Below are 23,621 nucleotides of genomic sequence, written 5' to 3' on the forward strand. Positions count from 1 at the left end.
GGAGAGGGAGAAACGCAGATTACGAAGGCATTGCGATGGACTGCTTCTCTTCGAGCAGTTTTTCCACCACGCCCGGATCGGCGAGCGTTGAGGTATCGCCGAAGTTGCTGGTATCCCCGGCGGCGATTTTGCGCAGAATACGGCGCATGATCTTGCCGGAGCGGGTTTTCGGCAGCGAATCGGTCCAGTGCAGCACGTCCGGCGTCGCCAGCGGGCCTATCTCTTTACGCACCCAGTTACGCACCTCGGTATAGAGTTCCGGCGACGGCTCCTCACCGTGGTTCAGGGTGACATAGGCGTAAATGGCCTGGCCTTTGATGTTGTGGGGAATCCCCACCACGGCGGCCTCGGCGATTTTTGGGTGGGAAACCAGCGCCGATTCAATCTCCGCCGTTCCCAGCCGATGGCCGGAGACGTTCAGCACGTCATCCACGCGCCCGGTGATCCAGTAATAGCCATCTTCGTCACGGCGCGCGCCGTCGCCGCTAAAGTACATATTTTTGAAGGTGGAGAAGTAGGTCTGTTCAAAGCGTTCATGGTCGCCGAACAGGGTGCGCGCCTGGCCCGGCCAGGAGTCGGTAATCACCAGATTGCCTTCGGTCGCGCCTTCGAGCGGGTTGCCTTCGTTATCCACCAGCGCAGGCTGCACGCCGAAGAACGGGCGGGTAGCGGAACCGGCTTTCAGTTCAATCGCCCCCGGCAGCGGGGTGATCATAAAGCCGCCGGTTTCGGTCTGCCACCAGGTGTCCATTACCGGGCACTTCTCGTTGCCGATTTTCTTCCAGTACCACTCCCAGGCTTCCGGGTTAATCGGCTCGCCCACGGAGCCAAGAATGCGCAGGGATGAACGATCCGTACCGGCCGTCGCCTTATCGCCTTCCGCCATCAGGGCGCGAATCGCCGTTGGCGCGGTATAGAGAATATTGACCTGGTGCTTATCGACAACCTGGCTCATTCGCGCCGGGGTTGGCCAGTTTGGCACGCCTTCAAACATCAGCGTGGTAGCGCCGCAGGCCAGCGGGCCGTAGAGCAGGTAGCTGTGGCCGGTCACCCAGCCCACATCGGCGGTGCACCAGTAAATATCGCCGTCATGGTAGTCAAAGACATATTTAAAGGTGGTGGCGGCATAGACCAGATAGCCGCCGGTGGTGTGCAGCACCCCTTTCGGCTTGCCGGTTGAACCGGAGGTATAGAGGATGAACAGCGGATCTTCCGCGTTGACCTCGACCGCCTGATGTTCAGCGCTGGCGTCGGCGACCAGCTTCTCCCACGCCAGATCGCGGCCTTCGTGCCACTCAACGTTGCCGCCGGTGCGTTTCAGTACCACGACGTGCTCGACGCTTTTCACATTCGGGTTTTTCAGCGCGTCGTCCACGTTCTTTTTCAGCGGGATAGTGCGCCCGGCGCGAACCCCTTCGTCGGCGGTGATAACCAGCCGTGAGTTGGAGTCGATGATGCGGCCAGCGACCGCCTCCGGCGAAAAGCCGCCAAAGATGACGGAGTGGATGGCGCCAATGCGCGCGCAGGCCAGCATGGCGACCGCCGCTTCCGGCACCATCGGCATATAGATTGCCACCACATCGCCTTTTTTAATGCCGAGGTCGGTCAGGACATTGGCGAAGCGGCAGACGTCGGCATGCAGTTCACGGTATGAGATGTGCTTGCTTTGGGAGGCGTCGTCGCCTTCCCAGATAATCGCGGTCTGGTCGCCCCGGCTGGCAAGGTGCCTGTCGAGACAGTTAGCGGCCAGGTTGAGCGTACCATCCTCATACCATTTGATAGAGACGTTGCCCGGCGCGAAAGAGGTGTTCTTGACCTTTTGATAAGGCGTAATCCAGTCAAGGATTTTGCCCTGTTCGCCCCAGAAGGCGTCAGGGTCGGTAATAGACTGCTGGTATTTGGCTGCGTACTGTTCAGGGTTTATCAGGCAACGGTCCGCTATATTGGCGGGAATAGCGTGTTTATGTATTTGGCTCATGGCTTTTGCTCTCCTTGTAGGATGTTAATAATATGTCACATAAACGTTAATTGTAGGGGCTTAGCCTGCTTTGTTTATTATTTGCGCGACAGATCACGCATTGATTGAACAGTATGAAAATTCGGCAGTTGAAACTTTGAAGGGAAATAATTGCAGCGGTAAATAATAAGTTTTAATGTTGGAGTTTTACTATCCATAACAGATAGTTATGAATGATAAATGGCATAAAAATGCGTTTTTCGCCTAAAAGTTAGTGAAACCCCCTTCTGGCAAAGGGTTGCGCGTTACACCTTGCAAATGGTACTGATAACGCGCGTTAAAAACCCCGCAATATCGAGAGACGCTAATTATACCCCTTTCCGTATGAGTCGTTCCCTTTCCGGGAAGGGCGCTTCACTGAGGATGTCTGTAGTTATGAAAAACATGAAAGTCAGCCTGGCCTGGCAAATTTTGCTGGCCCTGGTGCTGGGTATTCTTCTGGGTAGTTACTTGCATTATCACAGCGACAGCCGCGAATGGCTGATTGCCAATCTTCTGTCGCCAGCCGGGGATATCTTTATTCATCTGATTAAGATGATTGTCGTGCCGATTGTTATCTCGACGCTGGTGGTCGGTATTGCAGGCGTTGGCGATGCGAAACAGCTGGGCCGTATCGGCGCTAAAACCATCATTTATTTCGAAGTGATCACCACGGTAGCGATCGTGCTGGGTATCACCCTGGCGAATGTGTTCCAGCCAGGCGCGGGGATTGATATGTCCCAGCTGGCGGCGGTGGATATTTCGAAATACCAGAACACCACGGCGGAGGTGCAAAGCCACGCCCATGGTCTGATGGGGACGCTGCTGTCGCTGGTGCCGACCAATATCGTGGCCTCGATGGCGAAAGGCGATATGCTGCCGATCATCTTCTTCTCGGTGCTGTTCGGCCTGGGCCTGTCGTCCCTGCCTGCCAGCCACCGCGACCCGCTGGTGACGGTATTCCGCTCCATCTCCGAAACCATGTTTAAAGTGACCCATATGGTGATGCGTTACGCCCCGGTTGGCGTGTTCGCGCTGATCTCGGTGACAGTCGCCAACTTCGGTTTCGCCTCTCTGTGGCCGCTGGCGAAGCTGGTTATCCTTGTCTACTTCGCGATAGTCTTCTTTGCGCTGGTGGTGCTGGGCATTGTGGCGCGGATGTGCAAACTCAGCATCTGGACGCTGATTCGTATCCTGAAAGATGAGCTGATCCTCGCTTATTCCACCGCAAGTTCCGAAAGCGTACTGCCGCGCATTATCGAAAAGATGGAAGCCTATGGCGCGCCTGCGTCCATTACCAGCTTCGTGGTGCCGACCGGCTACTCTTTTAATCTGGATGGTTCGACGCTGTACCAAAGTATTGCCGCTATTTTTATCGCCCAGCTTTACGGCATCGACCTCTCCCTGAGCCAGGAGATAATTCTGGTGCTGACCCTGATGGTGACCTCAAAAGGTATCGCGGGCGTGCCCGGCGTCTCGTTTGTGGTACTGCTGGCGACGCTGGGCAGCGTAGGCATTCCGCTGGAAGGGCTGGCCTTTATCGCGGGTGTCGACCGCATTCTGGATATGGCCCGTACGGCGCTGAATGTGGTAGGTAATGCGCTGGCGGTGCTGGTTATCTCCAAGTGGGAACACAAGTTCGACCGTAAAAAAGCCCAGGCTTACGAACGCGAAATGTTTGGCAAGTTTGATAAGCGGGCCGATCGATAACGGCTGGCGGTTCCCCCCAATCCCTGGCAGTCGCCGGGGATTTTTTTACCCCTTATTATTTGTTGTGTGCATAATATTGATGCAATTAATGTAATGAACTTTTTAATTTTTAGTGAATGGGAGACAACGGGAATGTCCGAATTTTACCTGCACGAAGGTAACCGCTACATCGTTAAGAATCAGAAGACCATGAAAATCGCGCTGGGGATCTTCTTTATCGCGCTGGGGGTATGGAGCTTAATCACCAATGACTACTCAAAACGCGGCATCATTGTCTGCGTGATCCTGCTTGCCGTCGCCGGGCTGATGTTTGCCGCGCTGATGACAAAAATGGTCTTTGATTTAGATAAGCGTACTTTCTCGGTGCAAACCGGCAGCGGCAAACCGCGTTTTATCCAGCCGCTAAGTAACTACGCCGGGCTGGAGCTCATTCGCCAGTATCGTTTTTTCGGCCTGATGCGTAACAGCATCCTGAACGTCGTGTTCAACGATGGCGGGAAAACGGTAAAAATGCCCATCAGACAGTTTGGCCCCGGCAGTAAAGCGTCGCAGGCGATGATCGAAGAGACGGAAGCCTTTTTAGGCCTTCGCCAGCGTGAAGGCGCGTAATGTCTGCGGTAATCGTTGAGGCAACCGCTAAGCGGCTGGTCTATCGCCCCTGGAAAAGGGGAAGCGCGCTGATCCTGCTCTGCTTTGGCGTGGCGATATTAGCGGGCCTGCTTATCTGGGCGCAGCTCAACGGCCAGCGGCTGACACCCCTTATTGCGCCACTGCTGTTTGGCGGCGCTGTCGCCGTCTACGGTCTCTTTTATCTGTGGAAGAATGGCGAGGCGCTGATTTTCGATGCCGCCGCCGGTCAGATAGCGAGAAAGTTACCCTTGATGCCCGCAAGCGTCGTGTGCCGCTTTAGCGATATCTACGCGCTTACCACCGTCAGCGAGATGAATACGTTCGAGTATGTGCTGACGCGCAAAAGCGAGCGCGGTGGCGGTGATATCCCTGTTTCCGACAGCTTTTATACCCGCAGTCAAAAAGCGGACCGGCAGGCGTTTGAAACGCATATTCTGCCCGTTATTGAGAGTATGCTGGGGTTGAAAGCACGCTAAAGCCAACCGGGAGGAAAAATGAAAATTGCACATGTGGCGCTCTGGACGCGCGATTTACAGGCGCAGGTGGAGTTCTGGCAGCGGGTATTCAACGGCCAGAGCAACGATCGTTATGTCAGTAAAAACCGGCCAGGGTTTGCTTCGCACTTTATTACCCTCGCCGATGGCCCGACCATTGAGCTGATGACCGTGCCTGGCCTTGCCGATGCGCCAGAAAGCGCGGAGTTTGTCGGCTGGGCGCATATCGCCATCACCGTAGGCGGGCCGGAAGAGGTGGATGCGATGGCGCAAAACGCGCAGGCCGAAGGGCGTTTGTTAAGCCCCGCCAGATGGACCGGCGACGGTTTTTACGAGGCGGTCATCGCCGACCCCGACGGCAACCGCATTGAGCTGGTGGCGCAATAGTTCCCGGATGCGCTTCGCTTATCCGGGCTACGTGATCCTCTCGCGCCGTTGGGGTCAGGGTGAGGGGTTGGTAACGCAATAGTTCCCGGATGCGCTTCGCTTATCCGGGCTACGTGTTCCCCTCGCCCCGTTGGGGAGAGGGGATCAGGCTCATCCCATTGCGCTTTCGCGCAGGCGGGCTTTCAACGCATTGTACTCATCAATCACGAACTGCTCGGCGGCCTGCTGATCGGCGATCGGCTCGATACGCACGGCGCAATACTTGTACTCCGGCGTTTTGGTTATCGGGCTCAGGTTCTCCGTCACCAGTTCATTACAGGCGCCAATCCACCACTGGTAGGTCATATATACCGCCCCTTTGTTCGGCCGGTCGCTGACCTGCGCGCGGGTGATGATTCGCCCCTTACGCGAGTTAACCCACACCAGCGCGTTATCTTCAATACCCAGACGCGCGGCGTCTTCGGTGTTGATCTGCGCATAGCCCGGCTCGTCCGCCAGCGCGGCCAGCGCCGCGCAGTTGCCGGTCATCGAACGACAGGAGTAGTGACCCACTTCGCGCACGGTGGAGAGCACCATCGGATACTCATCGGTGAGTTTATCGATAGGGGCAACCCAGTCGCAGGTAAAGAACTGCGCCAGCCCGTTCGGCGTAGAAAAGCGCTCTTTGAACAGATACGACGTTCCCTGGTCGGCCTCTGACTCATCGCGGCACGGCCACTGAATGTAGCCCAGCTCGCCCATCTTCTCGTAGGTCGCCCCGAGGAAGTCCGGGCACAGATGCCGTAACTCATCCCAGATCTGCTGGGTGTTGTCGTAGTGCATCGGGTAGCCCATACGGGTGGCGATTTCACCGATAATCTGCCAGTCGGTTTTCAGATCCCACTTCGGTTCGACCGCTTTAAAGAAGCGCTGGAAGCCGCGGTCTGCCGCCGTATAGACCCCTTCATGTTCGCCCCACGAGGTGGACGGCAATACCACATCCGCCGCCGCTGCGGTTTTGGTCATGAAGATATCCTGCACGATAACCAGCTCCAGATCCGCGAACGCCTGACGCACCGCGGACAGCTCCGCGTCCGTCTGCAACGGATCTTCCCCCATAATGTACGCCGCGCGCACTTCGCCGTGGGCCACCCGGTGCGGCAGTTCGCTGATGCGATAGCCGGTGTGCTCCGGCAGGCTCTCCACCCCCCAGGCTTTGGCGAACTTGTCGCGGTTTTCCGGGAACTTCACATACTGGTAGCCGGGGTAGGTGTCCGGCAGCGCGCCCATATCGCACGCCCCCTGCACGTTGTTCTGCCCGCGCACGGGGTTGACGCCGACGTGCGGCTTACCGAGGTTGCCGGTGAGCATGGCGAGGCTGGTCAGCGAGCGCACGGTCTCTACGCCCTGGTAGAACTGAGTGACGCCCATGCCCCACAGGATGGTGGCGGCTCCCGCCTTCGCGTACATGCGTGCAGCCTGGCGAATCTGCTGCGCGCTGATGCCGGTTATCGCTTCCACCGATGCGGGCGTATAGCCTTCGACAATCTTCTTGTACTCTGCAAACCCTTCCGTACGCGAGGCGACAAAAGCCTTGTCGTACAGATTTTCTTCGATGATGACGTGACCCATCGCGTTCAGCAGCGCGATATTCGAGCCGTTTTTCAGCGCCAGGTGCATATCGGCAATGCGCGCGGTTTCGATTTTTCGCGGATCGCAGACGATGATTTTCGCCCCGTTCTGTTTCGCCCGAATAATGTGGTTGGCGACGATAGGGTGCGAATCCGCCGGGTTATAGCCGAAAATAAACACGAGATCGGTGTTATCAATCTCGGTGATAGCATTGCTCATTGCGCCGTTACCGACCGACTGGTGCAGACCTGCAACCGAGGGGCCGTGTCAGACGCGTGCGCAGCAGTCGACGTTATTGGTGCCAATCACGGCACGCGCGAACTTCTGCATAATGTAGTTGGTTTCGTTCCCCGTCCCGCGGGACGAACCGGTGGTCTGGATAGCATCCGGACCATACTTCTCTTTAATCGCGCTAAGACGCGCGGCCACATAATCCAGGGCTTCATCCCAGGAGACGGCTTCCAGCCTGCCGCCGCGCTGGCGGCGAATCATAGGGGTTTTCAAACGCGGCGTAAGAATTTGGGTATCGTTAATAAAATCCCAACCGTAGTAGCCTTTCAGACACAGCGTACCCTGGTTGTTTTTCCCTTGCGCCGCCTCCGCCCTGACGATTTTGCCGTTATCCACCACCAGGTTTATCTTGCAACCCGAGGCGCAATAGGGGCAAACCGTGACGACTTTTTCCATCGCTATCGCTCCTGTTTAAAAAGAGTGCGCTTACGCGCTCATCCACCTCATTATGCATCTTCTTTGCCATGCATCTTTTGTGGTTATTGCCGGATTTTACGGTCTTCTTTTGGAAAAAATACTGATTGAGGGCAGGCCATCGCCAGATTTGACGCGACGGCGGGAAGGATGTGACCGGGGTTGTAAAAACGGCATGAATTCACCGCCTTTATGGGTGCGCCCAATAGAATAGATAAAACCGATTACGGGCGGCGGATGCGCAAGATGAAACCAGCGATTCTGATAGTGGACGACGACACGGCGGTTTGTGAACTGCTGGAGGACGTGCTGAGCGAACATGTCTTCGCGGTACATACCTGCCATAACGGGCTGGACGCCGTGGCGGCGGTCGCCCTGCGCCCGGAGATCGCGCTGGTGCTGCTGGATATGGTGCTGCCGGATATCAACGGTCTGATGGTGTTGCAGCAATTACAAAAACAGCGCCCCGCGCTGCCGGTAATTATGCTTACCGGCCTGGGCAGCGAAGCAGATGTGGTGGTTGGCCTGGAGATGGGGGCTGATGATTACATCGGCAAACCGTTTAACGCGCGGGTACTGGTCGCGCGCGTTAAGGCCGTGCTGAGGCGTACCGGCGTGCTTGCCGCCGATACCCCCCTCGTGAAAACGGCGGGCTTTTCTTTTAACGGCTGGCACCTCGATCCGGCGCGCTGCTCGCTGTTCGATCCGCAGCAGCAGCCGGTGCCGCTGACCCAGGGGGAGTACACTCTGCTGCTGGCGCTGGTGCAAAACGCGCGGCGGGTATTAAGCCGCGAACAGTTACTGGAGCTGACCCACAGCGAAAGTGTGGAGGTGTTCGATCGCACCATCGACGTATTGATTATGCGTCTGCGGCGCAAAATCGAGATAAACCCTCACCAGCCTGCGCTGATTAAGACCATGCGCGGCCTGGGCTATGTTTTCGCCGCCGACGTGGCGCATAACGATCGGGCGGCGTAACGACAGGTTTTTGCGGGCGGAGCGTTTCACAAAGAGGTGCGCGCTTTGTCCCTCACTCCTCCGTAGAGAGGGCAGGAGTGAGGGGATCAAGGCGCTGTGTTACTTAACCGTCCACCCTTTATAGGTGCCGACGTTCTTCTTATCGATCATTGTCACCGGGATCAGCACCGGCTCTTTCGGCGCGGGTTTGCCCTGCAGGATGTTGTAGCCGATTTCCACCGCTTTCGCCGCCATGACCTGCGGATCCTGCGCCGGGGTGGCGACAAACAGCGAATTCTCGCGCTTGAGCGCCTCTTCGCCATCCGGCGAGCCGTCGACGCCAACGATAAAGAACTCGTTACGCTGTGCCTGTTTCGCCGCCAGATCGGCGCCGATCGCCGTCGGATCGTTAATGGCGAAGACACCATCGATCTTCGGATTTGCCGCCAGCAGAGAGGTCATCACCTCCAGCCCACCTTCGCGGCTGCCTTTAGCGTTCTGGTTAGAGGACAGCACCTTAATCTCCGGGTGGCGCTTGAATTCGGTCTGGCAGCCCTCCACACGGTTCTGCACGGCGGAGACCGGCGGTCCGTTGATGATCACCACATTGCCTTTGCCCTGCAGACGGTCGGTAATATATTTACAGGCCATCTCGCCTGCCTGGGTGTTATCGGAGGTAATGGTCGCATCGGCCCCTTCCGCCGCCACGTCTACCGCCACCACCACAATGCCTGCCTCTTTGGCGCGTTTAACCGCCGGGCCAATGCCCTTAGAGTCAGCGGCGTTGAGAATGATCATGTCCACTTTGGCGGCGATAAAGTTATCGATCTGCGTTACCTGCTGGCCCAGATCGTAACCGCTGGAGACCAGCGTCACTTTGACGTTATCACCCGCCAGTTTGCGCGCTTCCAGCTCCGCGCCTTTGGTGATTTGCACGAAGAAGGGGTTGGCGAGATCCCCCACCGTCACGCCGATGGATTTCAAATCCTTTGCCTGCACGAACGGCGTCGCGGCAAGCAGAGCGCCAGCACAGAGCGCGGGGAGAAGTTTTAATTTCATGCAGTCTTCCTCGAAGTAAGATGTTGTTGTTATGCGCTTTGATGATGCCGGGTACGGTATTTGTCGATCAGTACCGCAATGATGATCACCGCCCCTTTGATCACCAGTTGCCAGAAGTAAGAGACGCCCATCAGGGTCATGCCGTTATTGAGGGTGGCGATGATCAGCGCGCCCACTAGCGTGCCGGTGATGGTGCCGATCCCGCCGACGAAGCTGGTGCCGCCGAGGATCACCGCGGCGATGGCGTCCAGTTCATAACCCATGCCTAAGTTGCCGTTGGCGCTGTAGAGACGTGAGGCGCTCATCACGCCGCCAAGGCCAGAGAGCAGGCCGCTCATGCCGTAGACAAACAGCAGCACCAGCCATACTTTTATCCCGGTGAGCCGCGCCGCCTGCATATTGCCGCCCACCGCATAGATATGAACGCCGAGGGTAGTGCGGCGCAGAATAAACCAGCACACCGCAATCACCGCCAGCGCGATGACCACCAGCCACGGCACCGGGCCGAGATAGTTGTTGCCGATCCACTCAAAGCTGATGCTGGAGTTGATCACCGTGGTGCCGTCCGCCAGCAGATAGGCCGCGCCGCGCAGCGCGGTATAGGTCCCCAGCGTGACAATAAAGGGGGGCAGGCCGGCAAAGGCCACCAGCGCGCCGTTAAACAGCCCCAGCAGCAGCCCGAGCATCAGCGCCGCCGGGACCGACAGCAGGGCGAACTCCGGTATCAGCGAGACCACCATCGCCGCCACCGCCGTGGTGCCCAGAATCGACCCCACCGAAAGATCAATCCCGCCGGTAAGAATGATGAAGGTCATCCCCGCCGCCAGCACAATGTTGATCGAAGACTGGCGGGTAATGTTCAGCAGGTTGCTTTCAGTGAAGAAATTTGGCGCGATAAAGCCAAATACCGCCACGATCAGGATAAGAATCGGCAGGATGCCGACCGTTTGCATCAGATCGCCCATCAGCATCTTTTTTGCTGAGACCGATTTCGTCACCTGCTGCGGATTGGTTGAAGGAGTCATGGTTGCACCGCCTGATGATGAGAGTCCTCAACGCCGGTTGCCAGCGTCATGATATTTTCCTGGGAGATCTGTTCGCCGGTCAGCTCGCCAGCGATCTCGCCCTCGCGCATCACGTAGACGCGATCGCTCATGCCAACTACCTCCGGCAGTTCGCTGGAGATCATCAGAATCGCCACCCCCTGCCGCGCCATCTGGTTCATGATCCGGTAGATCTCGCTTTTCGCCCCGACATCAACGCCGCGCGTGGGCTCGTCGAGGATCAAAATACGTGGGCCAATGGCGACCCAGCGGGAGATCAGCAGCTTCTGCTGGTTGCCGCCGGATAACCCGCCCGCCCGTACCAGCGCGTGAGGAACGCGAATGTTGAGCAACTTAATGGCGTCGTCCGAGATGGTCTGCGCCTTTTTGCGGTCGAGCATGCCGAAGTTCGCATCGCGCTCCAGCGTCGCCATGGTGATGTTCTCCTGCGCCGCCAGCTCAAGAAACAGCCCCTGCTCTTTGCGGTTCTCGGTCAGAAAACCGATCCCCATGTCGATGGCGGCGCGGGGGGAGTGGATAACCACCGGTTCGCCATCCACTTCAATGACGCCGCCCGTGGCTTTACGCACGCCGAAAATCAGCTGCGCCAGCTCAGAGCGCCCCGCGCCCACCAGCCCGGCAAGGCCGACAATCTCCCCGGCGCGCACCTGCAGGCTCACCGGATGAATTTTTCCGCCGTCGGTGAGATGCTGAACGCGCAACCGCGTCTCGCCCAGCGGAATATCGCGCTCTTTATTAAACAGGTCGCTTAAGGGGCGGCCCACCATCATTCGCACCAGTTCGGAGGCGTTGAGTTTGTCGCGGGTCAGGCTGCCGACGTACTGGCCGTCACGCAGCACGCTGACCCGGTCTGACAGTTCATACACTTCCGCCATACGGTGGCTGATGTAGATAATCGCCATTCCTTCATCGCGCAGGCGCAGGATCAGCTCGAACAGACGGTGCGTTTCGCGCGAGGAGAGGGCGGCGGTAGGTTCGTCCATCACCAGAATGCGGCTGTTGCGGTGCAGCGCGCGGGCAATCTCCACCTGCTGCTGCTCGGCGATAGTCAGTTTCATCACCCGATCGCTGGCCTTAAACTGCGCCCCGAGGCGGTTAATAACGGTCTGCGCCTGGGCGACCATCTCCCGGCGCTGCACCAGCCCGCCACGGGAAATTTCGCTGCCGAGGAAAATATTTTCAGCGACGGTCAGGTTAGGGGCGAGCTGCATCTCCTGGTAAATCAGGGTAATGCCTGCCGTCAGGGCGTCCTTTGGCCCCTTAATAGTGAACGGCTTACCGTCAATAAGGATGTCGCCGCTGGTGGCGGTATAAGCCCCGGCCAGAATCTTCATTAAGGTGCTTTTGCCCGCGCCGTTTTCCCCCATCAGGGCGTGAATTTCACCGGGGTACACTGTCAGATCCACCCCTTTCAGCGCGTAAAACTTGCCAAACGCTTTGGCGATATTGCGCATCTCCAGAACCGGCGTGTCAGCCATCGCGGATCTCCTGTGAATGTCGGTGTATGCACTCCATCACAGGAACGTAAACGCACCATGTCAGGGGCCGTTCATATTTGTCATAGTGATGAATAGTTAACCGTCGTCACACTTCCTCCGCTTTTTCCCTCGTCCTGTGGGAGAGGGCGCGGGTGAGCGCCAAACCGCAGAGGAGCCTGCATGCCCGCACGCCGTCCCCCGTTTTTCGCCAGCGCCCGCGGGCGGCTGCTGTTTTTTAATCTGCTGGTGGTGGCGGTGACGCTGATGGTTTGCGGCGTGGCGGTGCTGGGGTTTCGTCACGCCAGCCAGATCCAGGAGCAGGTACAGCAGCAGACGCTGGACGACATGACCGGCAGCATGAATCTGGCCCGCGATACCGCCAACGTCGCCACGGCGGCGGTGCGGCTTTCGCAGGTGGTGGGGTCGCTGGAGTATAAAAGCGAAGCGGAAAGGCTTAAGGCGACGCAGACGGCGCTGCAAAACTCCCTTGAGCAGCTGGCTAACGCGCCGCTCGCCCGACTTGAGCCGCAGCTGGTGGCGCGCATCACCCGGCGCAGCCATGAACTGGAGCAGAGCGTCACCCTGATGCTGGAGCGGGGCCAGCGCCGCCATCTGGAGCGCAACGCATTGCTCAGTTCGCTGTATCAGAATCAAAGCTATTTACGCCACCTGCAAACTATTCATCAGCGTGATGGCATCGCTCAGCCCGAGCCGCGCCTGCTCAACGAAATGGACCGCCTGCTGGATATCGCCATTCGCACCCCTTCGCCGCGCCCTGCGGTGCAGCAGCTTACGGCTGCCCGCGAACGGCTTCCCTCGTCGATGGCTAACCCGTTGGTGAACGCTATTCTGCCTGACTTCAATAACGAGCTGGGCAAACTGGGGCCGCTAGCGACGCAGCTGGATGCCAGCGACCTGGCGATAAGCTGGTACATGTTTCATATCAAGGCGCTGGTCGCCATTCTGAATAACGACATCAATCAATACGTGGCCCAGGTGGCGCTGGCCTCCGAACTGCGCACCCAGCAGAGCCATCAGGAGATGCGCTCCATCATCATTTTTATCAGCGCCTTCGCCCTGCTGGCGCTGGTGATTACCGGCTTTGCCGGGTGGTATATCTACCGCAATCTTGGCTCTAACCTGACGGCAATCTCCGGGGCGATGACCCGCCTGGCGCGCGGCGAGCCGGATGTGTCGGTGCCTGCGCTCCAGCGGCGGGATGAGCTGGGCGAGCTGGCCCGCGCCTTTAACGTTTTCGCCCGCAATACCGCCTCCCTCGAACACACCACCCGCCTGCTGAAACAGAAGACCACCCAGATGGAGATCGACCGGCTGGAGCGCCAGGGGCTGGAAGAGGCGCTACTGCATAGCCAGAAAATGAAGGCGGTGGGGCAGCTTACCGGCGGGCTGGCCCACGATTTCAACAACCTGCTGGCGGTGATCATCGGCAGCCTGGAGCTGGTCGCCCCGAACTCTCCTGACGCGCCGCGTATAACCCGCGCCCTGAAGGCCGCCGAGCGCGGCGCGCTGCTGACTCAGCGGCTGCTGGCCTTTTCGCGCAAACAGTCGCTGCAGCCGCAGGCGGTAGAGCTAAAGCCGCTGCTGGAAAACCTGAGTGAACTGCTGCGCCATTCGCTCCCCGCCACCCTTACGCTTACGATAGAGGCGCAGTCCCCGGCGTGGCCAGCGTGGATCGACATCGGTCAGTTGGAGAATGCCATCATCAACCTGGTGATGAACGCCCGCGATGCGATGGAGGGGCAGCCGGGAACCATCGTTATTCGTACCTGGAACCAGCGGGTCACCCGCAGCGACGGATGCAGGCAGGATATGGTGGCGCTGGAAGTGATTGACCGCGGCTGTGGAATGACGCAGGCGGTAAAAGAGCAGGTCTTCGAGCCGTTTTTCACCACCAAACAGACCGGCAGCGGCAGCGGGCTTGGACTGTCGATGGTGTACGGTTTCGTGCGTCAGTCCGGCGGCCGGGTGGCGATTGACAGCGCGCCGGGGCAGGGGACGACGGTGCGCCTGCAGCTGCCGCGAGCGGCGGTACAGGCGGCCCTCCCAGGCGAGGCGGCGCGGGCGCAGGAAGCCGACCCTACCGATAAACTGGTGCTGGTGCTGGAAGATGAGGCCGACGTGCGACAAACCCTGTGCGAGCAGCTGCATCAGCTGGGGTATCTGACGCTGGAAGCGTCGTCAGGCGAGGAGGCGCTGGCGCTGCTGGCAGCCTCGCAGGAGACGGGAATACTCATCAGCGACCTGATGCTGCCGGGCAAACTGAGCGGCGTGGAGGTCATTAATTTTGCCCGGCAGCGCTATCCGCATCTGCCGCTGCTGTTAATCAGCGGCCAGGATTTGCGCCCGGCGCACAACCCGGCGCTGCCGGAGGTCGAACTGCTGCGAAAACCCTTTACCCGCTTACAGCTGGCCGAGGCGCTGCGGCGGATAACGGCCTCCCGCCATTAACCAACCAGGCCAGGCGCTAACCCATAAATAATAAAAATAGATAATTAATAACGTATAAGAGAAACGATATATAGCCTGCCAGTTTGCGACGCCTTGCATTATTTATGTGCTTAGAATTGCCCTGTTATTTTACCCGCTGGAGGGTTATTCAGATTCCGGCCCCTTATTATTAATGGCTTGCAAAATTAAAATAACTTTCCGAAAGTTATCGGGGAGCGTCTGGACTGCTTCGTCGGGATTGACCTGTACACAAAGAGATGTGAAAAAGTTATGGACAATAATATTGTTGAAATAGAACAGCACGACACCTCGGTAAACCTACACGGGCTAATGCAGGTGCTGAGTAAACACCTGTATTCCACGCCCATCGTCGCGCTGCGTGAACTGGTGCAAAACGCCCACGATGCGATAGTTCGCCGTCGTTTAGAGCAGAGTGACGCCGCTTTTACCCCGGAGATCCGCGTTACCGGCAATCCGCAGCAGAAAACCATCACCATTACCGACACGGGCGCGGGCCTGACCCGACAAGAAATACATGACTTTCTGGCGACGGTCGGGATTGGCTATACGCGGCACCTGCGGCAGTTAGACGATGAGACCGGCCTTATCGGCATGTTCGGCCTCGGCTTTCTCTCCTCATTTGTGCTGGCCGACCAGGTGATGGTGCATACCACCTCGTGGAAAACGCCGCAGGAGGGCTGGATTTACCGCTCGGAAAACGGCGAAACCTACCGCACCGAGTCGGCTGCGCCACGGGAGCCGGGCTTCACCGTTACCCTCTTTCTGAAAGAGGCGTTTAGCTACCTGGCGGATAACCCTCTGCTGGAAAGGCTGCTGGGCCGTTACTGCGTGCTGATGCGCGAGCCGCTGTTTGTCGGCCAGTCGGAAACGGCGGTTAATCAGCTTGCGCCGCCGTGGCGTCGTGATGAATCCTCGGTTGTCGCCCTGCACCCTGGCCTTAAGCAGAAACAGAACATTGAGTTCGCCAGCCGCTTCGAACATAACTTCACCCCTATCTGCACCATCGACGTCGCGCCCTATGGCAAAAGCGATGCGGTCGGCATCCTGTGGATACAGGACGGCGCAACCTACGGCACCAGCGATAACCGCAACCTGTCGCTGTTTTTACGCGGCATGCTGCTTGACGATCAGGCCCATGAGCTCCTGCCGTTATGGGCGGGGTTTGTCGGCGGGGTGGTGGAGTCCAATATTCTGACCCCCACCGCTAACCGGGAAGATATTCAGCGCGATGACGCCTTTTACGCCACCCAGCACGCGCTGGCCGAAGCGCTGATCACCGGGCTTGGCGAGCTTGCCAAAAACCAGCCTGCTATCTGGCGCCGGGTGCTGCGCCGCCATAATGAGGCGCTGCTGGGGGCGGCTATCTGCGATGAAAGGCTGTTTGATCTGTTAAAAGATGACCTGCTCATTCCCACCTCGAAAGGGGAGATCCCGGTCAGCCATCTGCGCCAGCAAAATACGCTGCTGGTGATGCCGGGCGAAGAGAGCAGCTTTGAAGAGATGCTGTTTCGCCTGACCGGGCGGCCCGTGGCGCTGGGGCACCGCTATGCGGTGATCCCGTTCCTGCGCCGCTGGGCAACGCTCTACTCGGCTCGCCTGATTGAGATCGGCACCACGGGCGGCAACCAGTCGCTCTTTTCCAGCCACGATATCAGTGAAGAGGAGGAGCAGTGGTGGCGCGAACAGCTGGCGAGTGATGAAGAGTGCATCATTTCCCGCTTTGAACCCGCGGTGCTGCCGTTTGTGGTGGTGCCGAACCGCGAAGTGGAACTAAAACAGCGTCTTGAGCAGGACGATGTCGATCGGCGCATGAGCACCGCGGCGCTGATGCTGGCCCGCCAGTTCACCCAGCGTATTAGCGACGGGGCGGAAAAACAGCTCTATATCAACTTCAATAATCCCACCATTCAGGCGCTTTCCGCACGCTGGCGCAAAGGGCTGCGCGATGATGCAGCCTGCCAGCTTTTAAAAAACCTGAAGGTGATTTTATCTCTCCAACTGCAGCGTTCCGGTCAGAACGATTTTCATCAGGCGCTGGAGAGTTTTAACCAAATAATAATGACGCAATTTCTTGCTAATACAGGGGAGTAAGCAATGGATATCTGGCAGTGGTACAACCAATACGAAAGCGATCTGCGAGAGGCGGGAAAGCCTTACATCACCGATCACCTCAACAAATTAATGACCTCCATTTGCGATGTTAAGCCGGAGGTGAGCGAAGCCCTGCTGCCGGAGGCGCGCTCGTTTAAGAAAACGGCGGGCAACCCGTGGCTGGAAGTGCTAATCGGCCACTGGGAGATGCGCCACCGGCTGGGGATTCTGGGCGAAGGGGAAAAGGCCCTCGGTGATGCGGTACGTTACTTTGAGCGCGCCCACCAGCCGGATGCCGTCGAATGCCCGCAGTCGGTCTGCGTAACTCAGGATCTCAGCGACTGCTACGGTAATATCGACGGTCCCGGCTGGGCCGATGAGCGTATCGCCGTCTGCCAGGAGACCATGGAGCGTATCACGCCGCTGTGGAGCTGTTTCCAGTGTCTCTCTGATGAACAGTTCCACGCCATGCTGGATAAAAACCAGGCATCGCAGGCGCTGGAGTACATCAGAGCGCAGATTCAAAAAGTGCTGGATGCGGGCGAGCCGGATGTGACCGGCATGCGGGAAAATGAGGCAGAGGCGCTGCTTGAGCTGGGGCGCTATGACGAGGCGCTGGCGGTGCTGGAGCCGCTGCTCGACCCTGATGAGCTGCAAAATTGCGCGGAGCAAACGCGCCATGTTCGACAGATGATCAAAGCGGAAGTGCTGGCCACCATGGGGCGGCTGGATGAAGCCTGTGAAAACCTGATCCACTGGTCGCAGCTACAAATGCGCAGCGTGGTTCGCTGGGTACGGATTATCGACAAGCTGTGCCAGTTCGACCCTTCTTACAACAGCTGGCAGACGGGAGGCTCATTACAGCAAATCATGGAGCGCCATATTGCCAGCCAGGCCTGGCGCGCCGCTGTCGATACCGCGCTGGTGCATATTCGCCTGGCGCTGGCGCGTAATGCGACCTGGATTGCCCGCCGTGCGCTGGGGCAGGCACAGGGCTGCCTGCCGCGGCTGCGTAAAAACCTGGGTGCCGATCTGGCGCTGGCGGAGCTGGAGCGTGAAATCGCCGCCCGCGAACAAGAGGTACAGCTGCCGGTGCCCGCAGAGGCGCTTTATGACTGGCTTGAAGAGCGCAGCAAAGAGAACAACACCCGCGACCCGGAACAGGAGGCTGAATGGCTGAAACTGGCGGCGACGCAGCGGCCAGATGATGAGCCGCTGGTGACCATTGCTGCTTCTGCGCTGGAGGCGTGCCATGCCGCCGATGAGGCGATTGCGCTGCTGCAAAACTGGCGCGCGCGTCACCCCGAGACTGAATCACCAATGCTGTTTGAACTGCTGGCGTCGCTACTGCGTAATCGCCGTTATGACGAGATTTTAGCGCTGGCGAAACACTATCACTCCGCTCTTCCCCACGTTGGCTACTGGTTCGAAATGCAGGTTGCGTTAGCGCATGAAGACTGGAACGAGCTGGAAAGGCTGAGCGATCTGATGCTGCAAACGCCGGAAGGGAAAACGAAAGTAGCGCCGCTGCTGCTGGCCAGCCGTGCGGCGATGAAGCTGCGGGCCAGCGAGCGGGCGATTCCCCGTCTCCAGCAGGCAGTAACGCAGCTTGAGGCACTGGAGCAAGAGACAAACAATGTGCTCTGGGACCTGATTACCGCGGCCAGTATCAATGGCGACTGGGATATTGTGCGTGAAGCGGGCACGAAGCTGGGTATGCAGTTCGACAGCACGGAGGGGCCGGTAGAAGAGAACTGGGGCGTCATCCGCCTGCGCTTTAAAGAAGAACACGACTATGTGTTCTATCTGGCGCAGCGAACCGGTCCGGCGACCGCCAGGGTCTTCCAGCCCGCGTGGCCGAATGCGCAGCAACGCTTTAACGACGCGGTGGTGTTTGATGTTGAGCTGCTCAATACTCCGCCGGAAGATGAAGCGGAGCGTGAATACTTTATCGGTCTCTATGACTGCGTAGAAGTGATTGAAGAGGGAGGCTACGCGTCATCATGGTTTGTGGATGGCGCTTATCCCGGTGATGAGCTGTTTGAGCGCTTCAAAGAGAAGGTACGCGAGCGCGGCGGCTCCGTATGGGTAAGCAGCGAAGAGGATTACCAGGTCGTCGACCGTGAGCAGCCGGAACAGCCGCTGCCCGGCTTCTACTTTAACCTGGCGACGCCGATTGCCATGCTGCCTCAGGAAGTGGACAGCATGCTCAGTGAACTGACGCGGGAGTGGCCGCACCCGGTTCACTGGCTGAATGTCGCCATCAAAGGCGGGCTGGATGAGAGCCGTCACCGCCAGATTATCGAGCGCTACGGTTTATAGCGTATTGCGGCTGCGGAGGAGTTTGAGATTCCTCCGCTACCCGCCCCGGCAAGCCTTGATTAACGTAAAGCCAGTCCAACCACGAGACTGGCTCTATGAAACGTTACGCGATTTTGCTGTTTACCAGCGCATTCACTTTGAGTTCCCCGCTAGCCCACGCCGATGTTATTGACGAGGCTATCGGTAATATTCAGCAGGCGATCAACGACGCGTACAACCCGGACGACAGCCGCGATGACGACGATCGACGCTATGACGACCATCAGCGTCGTGATGAGCAGAGCAGACGGTATGAAGATCGCCGCAGGCAGCTTGATGACCGACGCCGTCAGCTGGACGATCGCCAGCGGCAGCTGGACCAGGAGCGGCGTCAGTTAGATGATGAAGAGCGTCGGCTGGAAGAGGAGTACTGACCCGCGTCAGTTCTTTTTCACAAATTCTGATTTCAGCTTCATCGGGCCGAAGCCGTCGATTTTGCAGTCGATATTATGGTCGCCTTCTACCAGGCGAATATTTTTCACCTTAGTCCCGATTTTCAACATCGAAGAACTACCCTTAACTTTCAGGTCTTTAACGACGGTGACGCTGTCGCCGTCCGCCAGCAGATTGCCGTTGGCGTCTTTCACCACCAGCGCATCGCTCTCCTGCGCGGTATCGGCGTTGTTCCATTCGTGTGCGCATTCCGGGCAGACGAACATGCCGTTATCTTCATAGGTATATTCGGAGTGGCACTGGGGGCATTCAGGTAGTTGCATAATCTTATCCTCAAAAGTAAACAGGGTGCTGAAAACGAGCCAGCATAAAGCGGACTGTGCCGCAAAGGGGGCGATTATACAGCAAACCCGCATAAAATCTGGTGCTATTCTTTTTTTAAGAAAAAGACAAAAAACGCGATCGCGATGACATACCCTGTCAGAGGGTTAAGCGATGCTGGGGTCTGTTACTTAGCATCAGCACTGTAAAAAACGATGTTGAGCGCAAGGAATATTTTCGGGTGGAAATTGCCACTCATGTTTAATTCAGATAAGGTGACAAGAAGCGCCTGGCATTATATCGCTTTGTTCTGTCAAATTTGCTGAGTCTGTAACCGAAGGCCGTTAATTACCTCGCAAATTGGGGGGGTAAATAAATGACGATATATCCTGGTAGTTCCTGAAAATGAGCTACGCTCTCTGTCTCGCCAATCATTTACGATCGGAAGAGCGTCCTCTGTCAGCTTTGCGAGAATTTTATTTTTCCTGATAACCATCAGGTATTTACCATTTAAAGATGTTTTCCACACGTAATTATAAAAGCCGAATATCCACAATTAAAAACCTGCCGGCTTAATAAAAGTAAGAAATTTGCGTTAAGGAAAGACTTTTATCATGCACACACAAACTATTTTTGAATTAAGCCAGGAAGCTGAGAGGCTGTTACAACTCTCATTGCATAATCTGCAGGCGTTAAAAAACCTGCCGATCGCAACGCTGGATGAGGCGGCTTCAGGTAAAGCAGAGAATGTGAATGTCCTGCCCTTACATTTCAGCGCGCGAGGCATCGAAGCGCAGCAGGCGACGCTGCAAAATGAATTACGTAAAATTACCCGTCTGGAAATGGTGCTGGCTATCGTCGGCACGATGAAAGCGGGGAAATCCACCACCATCAACGCCATCGTGGGCACCGAGGTGTTGCCTAACCGTAACCGCCCGATGACCGCGCTGCCTACCCTTATTCGCCATACCCCCGGCCAGAAGGAGCCGGTTTTGCATTTTGCCCATGTCGGGCCTATCGACACCCTTACCCAGCAGTTGCAGACCCGGCTCTATACATTCGATCGCGAGAAGCTGGCGCAAAAGCTCGAAATCGACAAAGACATGAGTTCCCTGCTGGAGCGTATCTCGCAGGGGGACGCCTTCGATAAACACTATCTGGGCGCGCAGCCGATTTTTCACTGCCTGAAAAGCCTTAATGACTTGGTGCGCCTGTCAAAAGCGCTGGACGTCGATTTCCCTTTCTCCGCCTATGCCGCGATTGAAAATATTCCGGTGATTGAGGTGGAGTTTGTGCATCTGGCGGGGCTGGAGAATGCGGTAGGGCAGCTGACGCTACTGGACACCCCCGGGCCGAATGAAGCCGGTCAGCCCCATCTGCAAAAGATGCTTACCGAGCAGCTGGCGCGCGCGTCGGCGGTGCTGGCGGTGATGGATTACACCCAGCTTAAATCGATCTCCGATGAGGAGGTGCGCCACGCCATCTCCGCCGTCGGGCGTTCGGTGCCCCTTTACGCGCTGGTGAATAAATTCGACCAGAAAGACCGTAACAGCGATGATGAAGATCAGGTGCGCGCGCTTATCGCGGGTACCCTGATGAAAGGGTTTATTAACCCGTCGCAGATTTTTCCGGTCTCTTCTATGTGGGGTTATCTGGCCAACCGCGCCCGTCACGAGCTTGCGCAGAAGGGCAAGCTGCCGGATCCGGATGAGCAGCGCTGGGTACAGGATTTTGCCGAAGAGGCGCTTGGCAGACGCTGGCGGATGGCTGACCTTGATGATATTGAACATATTCGCCATGCCGCCGATCTGCTGTGGGAAGACTCGCTCTTTGAGCAGCCGATTCGGAAATTACTCCATGCCGCTCATGCCAACGCCTCCCTCTACGCGTTACGTTCCGCCTCGCATAAGCTGCTTAACTACGCCCAGAGCGCCCGCGAATACCTCGATTTTCGTTATCAAGGGCTGACCGTCGCCTTTGAAAACCTGGAACATAACATTACGCGTCTGGAAGACGATATGACGCTGCTGCAAAATTGCCAGGAGCGGGTTAGCGATGAGATTAACCACGAAGTTGACGAAGCGCTGGAGGCGACCGACCTTTTTCTGCATAACCAGCAGCAGGAGATTGTGGCGTCGATTAACGCCTGGTTTAATGACGGCAAGCTGATGGAAATGGCCAACGAGAGCTATGCCGACCTGCGGCCGGATAATGGCTTCGAAGCGGGGCAACTGGTGCTTGATGATGAAGGCCAGGCGCAGATAGTGCTCAGTAAAATGCGCTCCTCCTGCGAGGCGATTTTTCTGCGCGCGCAGGAGAAAATCAGCCGTGAACTGGCGCTGCGTTTCGACGAGCTGGAGAATACGCTGACCCGTTCGCTGAACGATGCCATGCGGCCTATCGAAATGCGAATAAAAGAAGAGTTGAGCCACGCGGGATTCCGCGCGCGTATCAGCTTTCCGGCTTTCCAGCCGAGCGCGTTAAACTTCAACACGCGCCAGCTTTTTAATAATGTCATCGCCTCTGAGGACATGCCCGCAGGCCAGGTGCCTCGCGGCGGCAGCATGCGCGAGACGGTATCCCGCTGGCTGAATAACCCAAGCTGGGGCTGGGATGACTATGTGGTCACCCGCACGCGTTATGTTATCGATGTGGCCTCGCTTCATAAGAAATTGATCCAGCACGTGGCCACGTTCTGTGAACAAATCCGTAAAGCTTTAGCCGCCCAGGTCGATGTTTCTGTTACGGCGGGAATGGCGACATTCTTTGCCGAGTTCTCGCTGAGCCTGGCGGGACTACAAGAAAGTTTGCGTGACAGCCTGGCGATACGGCAGCAAAACGAATCGTCGGTGTCCGCGTTGCGACAGCATCTGCGGCACTGCATCAAAACGGCTAGCTGGATTCAGGAAGATGCGCGCCTGTTACGCGATGACATACAAACCCTGTTCGCGGCAGATCAACCATGAAAACACGACTACTGGAAGGGCCAGGACGAACGCTTGAATGCATTCATCCCAAGTTTATTGTGGATCTGGTGCAGGGGGCTGATACCCCCAGGCAGAGCCAGATTGTGCCCCAACAGCAGCTCTTTCGTGAAAGATTAACCCAGGAAGTGATGGAGCAAACCCAACTGCGCCCGTGGGCCATGTCGGGGGTGCTTAATGAAAACGAGGCGCTGCGCCTGGGGCTGGCGGAAAAGCTCGCCAGCATGCTCGACCCCGGTCATCTGGCGCTGACGCGCATCACCCAGCGGCTTAACGCGCTGCAACAGACCGAACGCCGACCGCTCAATAATGCCGCCAGCAGCCAACAGCAGTATGACGAGCTGATTGAACATTTCAGCCAGCGTGCTGGCTGGAAAGAGAAGGCATTGACCCAGCGCGGCCTCACCGTGCAGGCGGGCAACCATAGCGAACAGATATTCACCCGCTGGCGCGCCGGTCATTATAACGGCTGGTCGCTGGCGGGAAGATGTTACGTGGCGCTGGAGGAGCTGCGCTGGGGCGCGTTTGGCGACGCCTGCCGTCTGGCGAGCAGCGAGGTGGCGTCGATGCTGAAGGATAACTTACGCGCCGTTGCCGCTGACTTTCTCGCCCAGGAGATTCATGCCTCTAGCGCTACCCGCCATTTTTATCATCAGTGGCTCACCACGCCTGCCACGCCGGGGCTGATGGATTACAAAGATCTGCTTGGCTGGCTTGGCGACTGGTGTGACCCGGAGCGGCATCCGGTCTGCTGGTCGGTAACGCAAAGCTGGCAGCCTGTGGCGCTTGGTATGCCGCGCCTCTGTTCAGCCATGCGGCTGGCGAGCGCGATGGTCGATGAGATGTTTGGCGACTGACGCGCAGGGGAGAGTAGCCCGGATAAGCGAAGC

17 protein-coding genes are annotated in these 23,621 nt (G+C 57.6%); 11 read left to right on the plus strand and 6 right to left on the minus strand.

Annotated elements, in window-relative coordinates; genetic code table 11:
• Positions 1 to 19: 19 nt before the first annotated feature.
• Positions 20 to 1,978: an acetate--CoA ligase gene (gene acs / locus ENTHG_RS14615; RefSeq protein ID WP_044181076.1), complete on the minus strand. Its 1,959-nt coding sequence runs from the start codon at positions 1,976 to 1,978 to the stop codon at positions 20 to 22.
• 414 nt (positions 1,979 to 2,392) lie between these two features.
• Here acs and gltP point away from each other — a divergent pair, with 414 nt between their 5' ends.
• The 4 genes from gltP (at position 2,393) to ENTHG_RS14635 (ending at position 5,217) form a co-directional block, all read left to right on the plus strand.
• Complete coding sequence (gene gltP, locus ENTHG_RS14620; RefSeq protein WP_044181079.1) at positions 2,393 to 3,706, plus strand: glutamate/aspartate:proton symporter GltP; 1,314 nt, start codon at positions 2,393 to 2,395, stop codon at positions 3,704 to 3,706.
• Between the two features lie 132 nt (positions 3,707 to 3,838).
• The gene (locus tag ENTHG_RS14625; protein WP_044181082.1) at positions 3,839 to 4,315 is read left to right on the plus strand and encodes a hypothetical protein; all 477 of its coding nucleotides are present in this window, start codon (positions 3,839 to 3,841) and stop codon (positions 4,313 to 4,315) included.
• Positions 4,315 to 4,812 (plus strand): hypothetical protein, encoded by a 498-nt coding sequence (locus ENTHG_RS14630; RefSeq protein WP_044181085.1) that lies wholly within the window; start codon positions 4,315 to 4,317, stop codon positions 4,810 to 4,812. The genes ENTHG_RS14625 and ENTHG_RS14630 overlap by 1 nt, the downstream gene beginning before the upstream one ends.
• Positions 4,813 to 4,830: 18 nt before the next feature.
• Positions 4,831 to 5,217 carry a VOC family protein gene (locus ENTHG_RS14635; protein ID WP_044181088.1) on the plus strand — a complete coding sequence of 129 codons (387 nt, stop codon included), beginning with the start codon at positions 4,831 to 4,833 and terminating at the stop codon, positions 5,215 to 5,217.
• 150 nt (positions 5,218 to 5,367) lie between these two features.
• Here ENTHG_RS14635 and fdhF read toward each other — a convergent pair whose 3' ends face one another.
• Entirely contained in the window at positions 5,368 to 7,515 is a 2,148-nt protein-coding gene (gene fdhF / locus ENTHG_RS14640) for a formate dehydrogenase subunit alpha (RefSeq protein ID WP_081653634.1), read from the minus strand.
• A gap of 264 nt (positions 7,516 to 7,779) precedes the next feature.
• Between fdhF and ENTHG_RS14650 the strand changes: the two genes are divergently transcribed.
• Positions 7,780 to 8,511 carry a response regulator gene (locus ENTHG_RS14650; protein WP_044181096.1) on the plus strand — a complete coding sequence of 244 codons (732 nt, stop codon included), beginning with the start codon at positions 7,780 to 7,782 and terminating at the stop codon, positions 8,509 to 8,511.
• 99 nt (positions 8,512 to 8,610) lie between these two features.
• Here ENTHG_RS14650 and ENTHG_RS14655 read toward each other — a convergent pair whose 3' ends face one another.
• From ENTHG_RS14655 to ENTHG_RS14665, 3 genes are read right to left on the minus strand one after another with little or no spacing between them, the layout of a single operon-like run.
• Positions 8,611 to 9,549 carry an ABC transporter substrate-binding protein gene (locus ENTHG_RS14655; protein ID WP_044181098.1) on the minus strand — a complete coding sequence of 313 codons (939 nt, stop codon included), beginning with the start codon at positions 9,547 to 9,549 and terminating at the stop codon, positions 8,611 to 8,613.
• 29 nt (positions 9,550 to 9,578) lie between these two features.
• Positions 9,579 to 10,574 (minus strand): ABC transporter permease subunit, encoded by a 996-nt coding sequence (locus ENTHG_RS14660; protein ID WP_044181101.1) that lies wholly within the window; start codon positions 10,572 to 10,574, stop codon positions 9,579 to 9,581.
• Positions 10,571 to 12,091, minus strand: coding sequence for a sugar ABC transporter ATP-binding protein (locus tag ENTHG_RS14665; protein WP_044181104.1), 1,521 nt, complete (start codon positions 12,089 to 12,091; stop codon positions 10,571 to 10,573). Before ENTHG_RS14665 ends, ENTHG_RS14660 begins: the two co-directional genes overlap by 4 nt.
• A gap of 180 nt (positions 12,092 to 12,271) precedes the next feature.
• Here ENTHG_RS14665 and ENTHG_RS14670 point away from each other — a divergent pair, with 180 nt between their 5' ends.
• The 4 genes from ENTHG_RS14670 to yjdP all read left to right on the plus strand — a co-directional run bounded on the left by ENTHG_RS14670 (position 12,272) and on the right by yjdP (position 19,407).
• On the plus strand, positions 12,272 to 14,560 hold the full coding sequence (locus tag ENTHG_RS14670; protein WP_044181106.1) for an ATP-binding protein: 2,289 nt from the start codon (positions 12,272 to 12,274) through the stop codon (positions 14,558 to 14,560).
• Between the two features lie 270 nt (positions 14,561 to 14,830).
• Positions 14,831 to 16,672, plus strand: a complete 1,842-nt coding sequence (locus ENTHG_RS14675; protein ID WP_044181109.1) for an ATP-binding protein — start codon at positions 14,831 to 14,833, stop codon at positions 16,670 to 16,672.
• 3 nt (positions 16,673 to 16,675) lie between these two features.
• Positions 16,676 to 18,994, plus strand: coding sequence for a tetratricopeptide repeat protein (locus ENTHG_RS14680; protein WP_044181112.1), 2,319 nt, complete (start codon positions 16,676 to 16,678; stop codon positions 18,992 to 18,994).
• A gap of 95 nt (positions 18,995 to 19,089) precedes the next feature.
• On the plus strand, positions 19,090 to 19,407 hold the full coding sequence (gene yjdP / locus ENTHG_RS14685) for a DDRRRQL repeat protein YjdP (protein ID WP_044181115.1): 318 nt from the start codon (positions 19,090 to 19,092) through the stop codon (positions 19,405 to 19,407).
• A 6-nt stretch (positions 19,408 to 19,413) separates the two neighbouring features.
• Here yjdP and ENTHG_RS14690 read toward each other — a convergent pair whose 3' ends face one another.
• On the minus strand, positions 19,414 to 19,749 hold the full coding sequence (locus ENTHG_RS14690) for a zinc ribbon domain-containing protein YjdM (RefSeq protein WP_044181118.1): 336 nt from the start codon (positions 19,747 to 19,749) through the stop codon (positions 19,414 to 19,416).
• Positions 19,750 to 20,361: 612 nt separating this feature from the next.
• On the opposite strand from ENTHG_RS14690, the gene crfC reads away from it, so the two are divergent.
• The gene (crfC, locus tag ENTHG_RS14695; protein WP_044181121.1) at positions 20,362 to 22,713 is read left to right on the plus strand and encodes a clamp-binding protein CrfC; all 2,352 of its coding nucleotides are present in this window, start codon (positions 20,362 to 20,364) and stop codon (positions 22,711 to 22,713) included.
• On the plus strand, positions 22,710 to 23,588 hold the full coding sequence (locus ENTHG_RS14700; RefSeq protein WP_044181124.1) for a diguanylate cyclase regulator RdcB family protein: 879 nt from the start codon (positions 22,710 to 22,712) through the stop codon (positions 23,586 to 23,588). The genes crfC and ENTHG_RS14700 overlap by 4 nt, the downstream gene beginning before the upstream one ends.
• Positions 23,589 to 23,621: the final 33 nt, after the last annotated feature.

The organism is Phytobacter massiliensis JC163 (assembly GCF_000321045.1).
Taxonomy (GTDB): Bacteria; Pseudomonadota; Gammaproteobacteria; order Enterobacterales; family Enterobacteriaceae; genus Phytobacter_A; species Phytobacter_A massiliensis.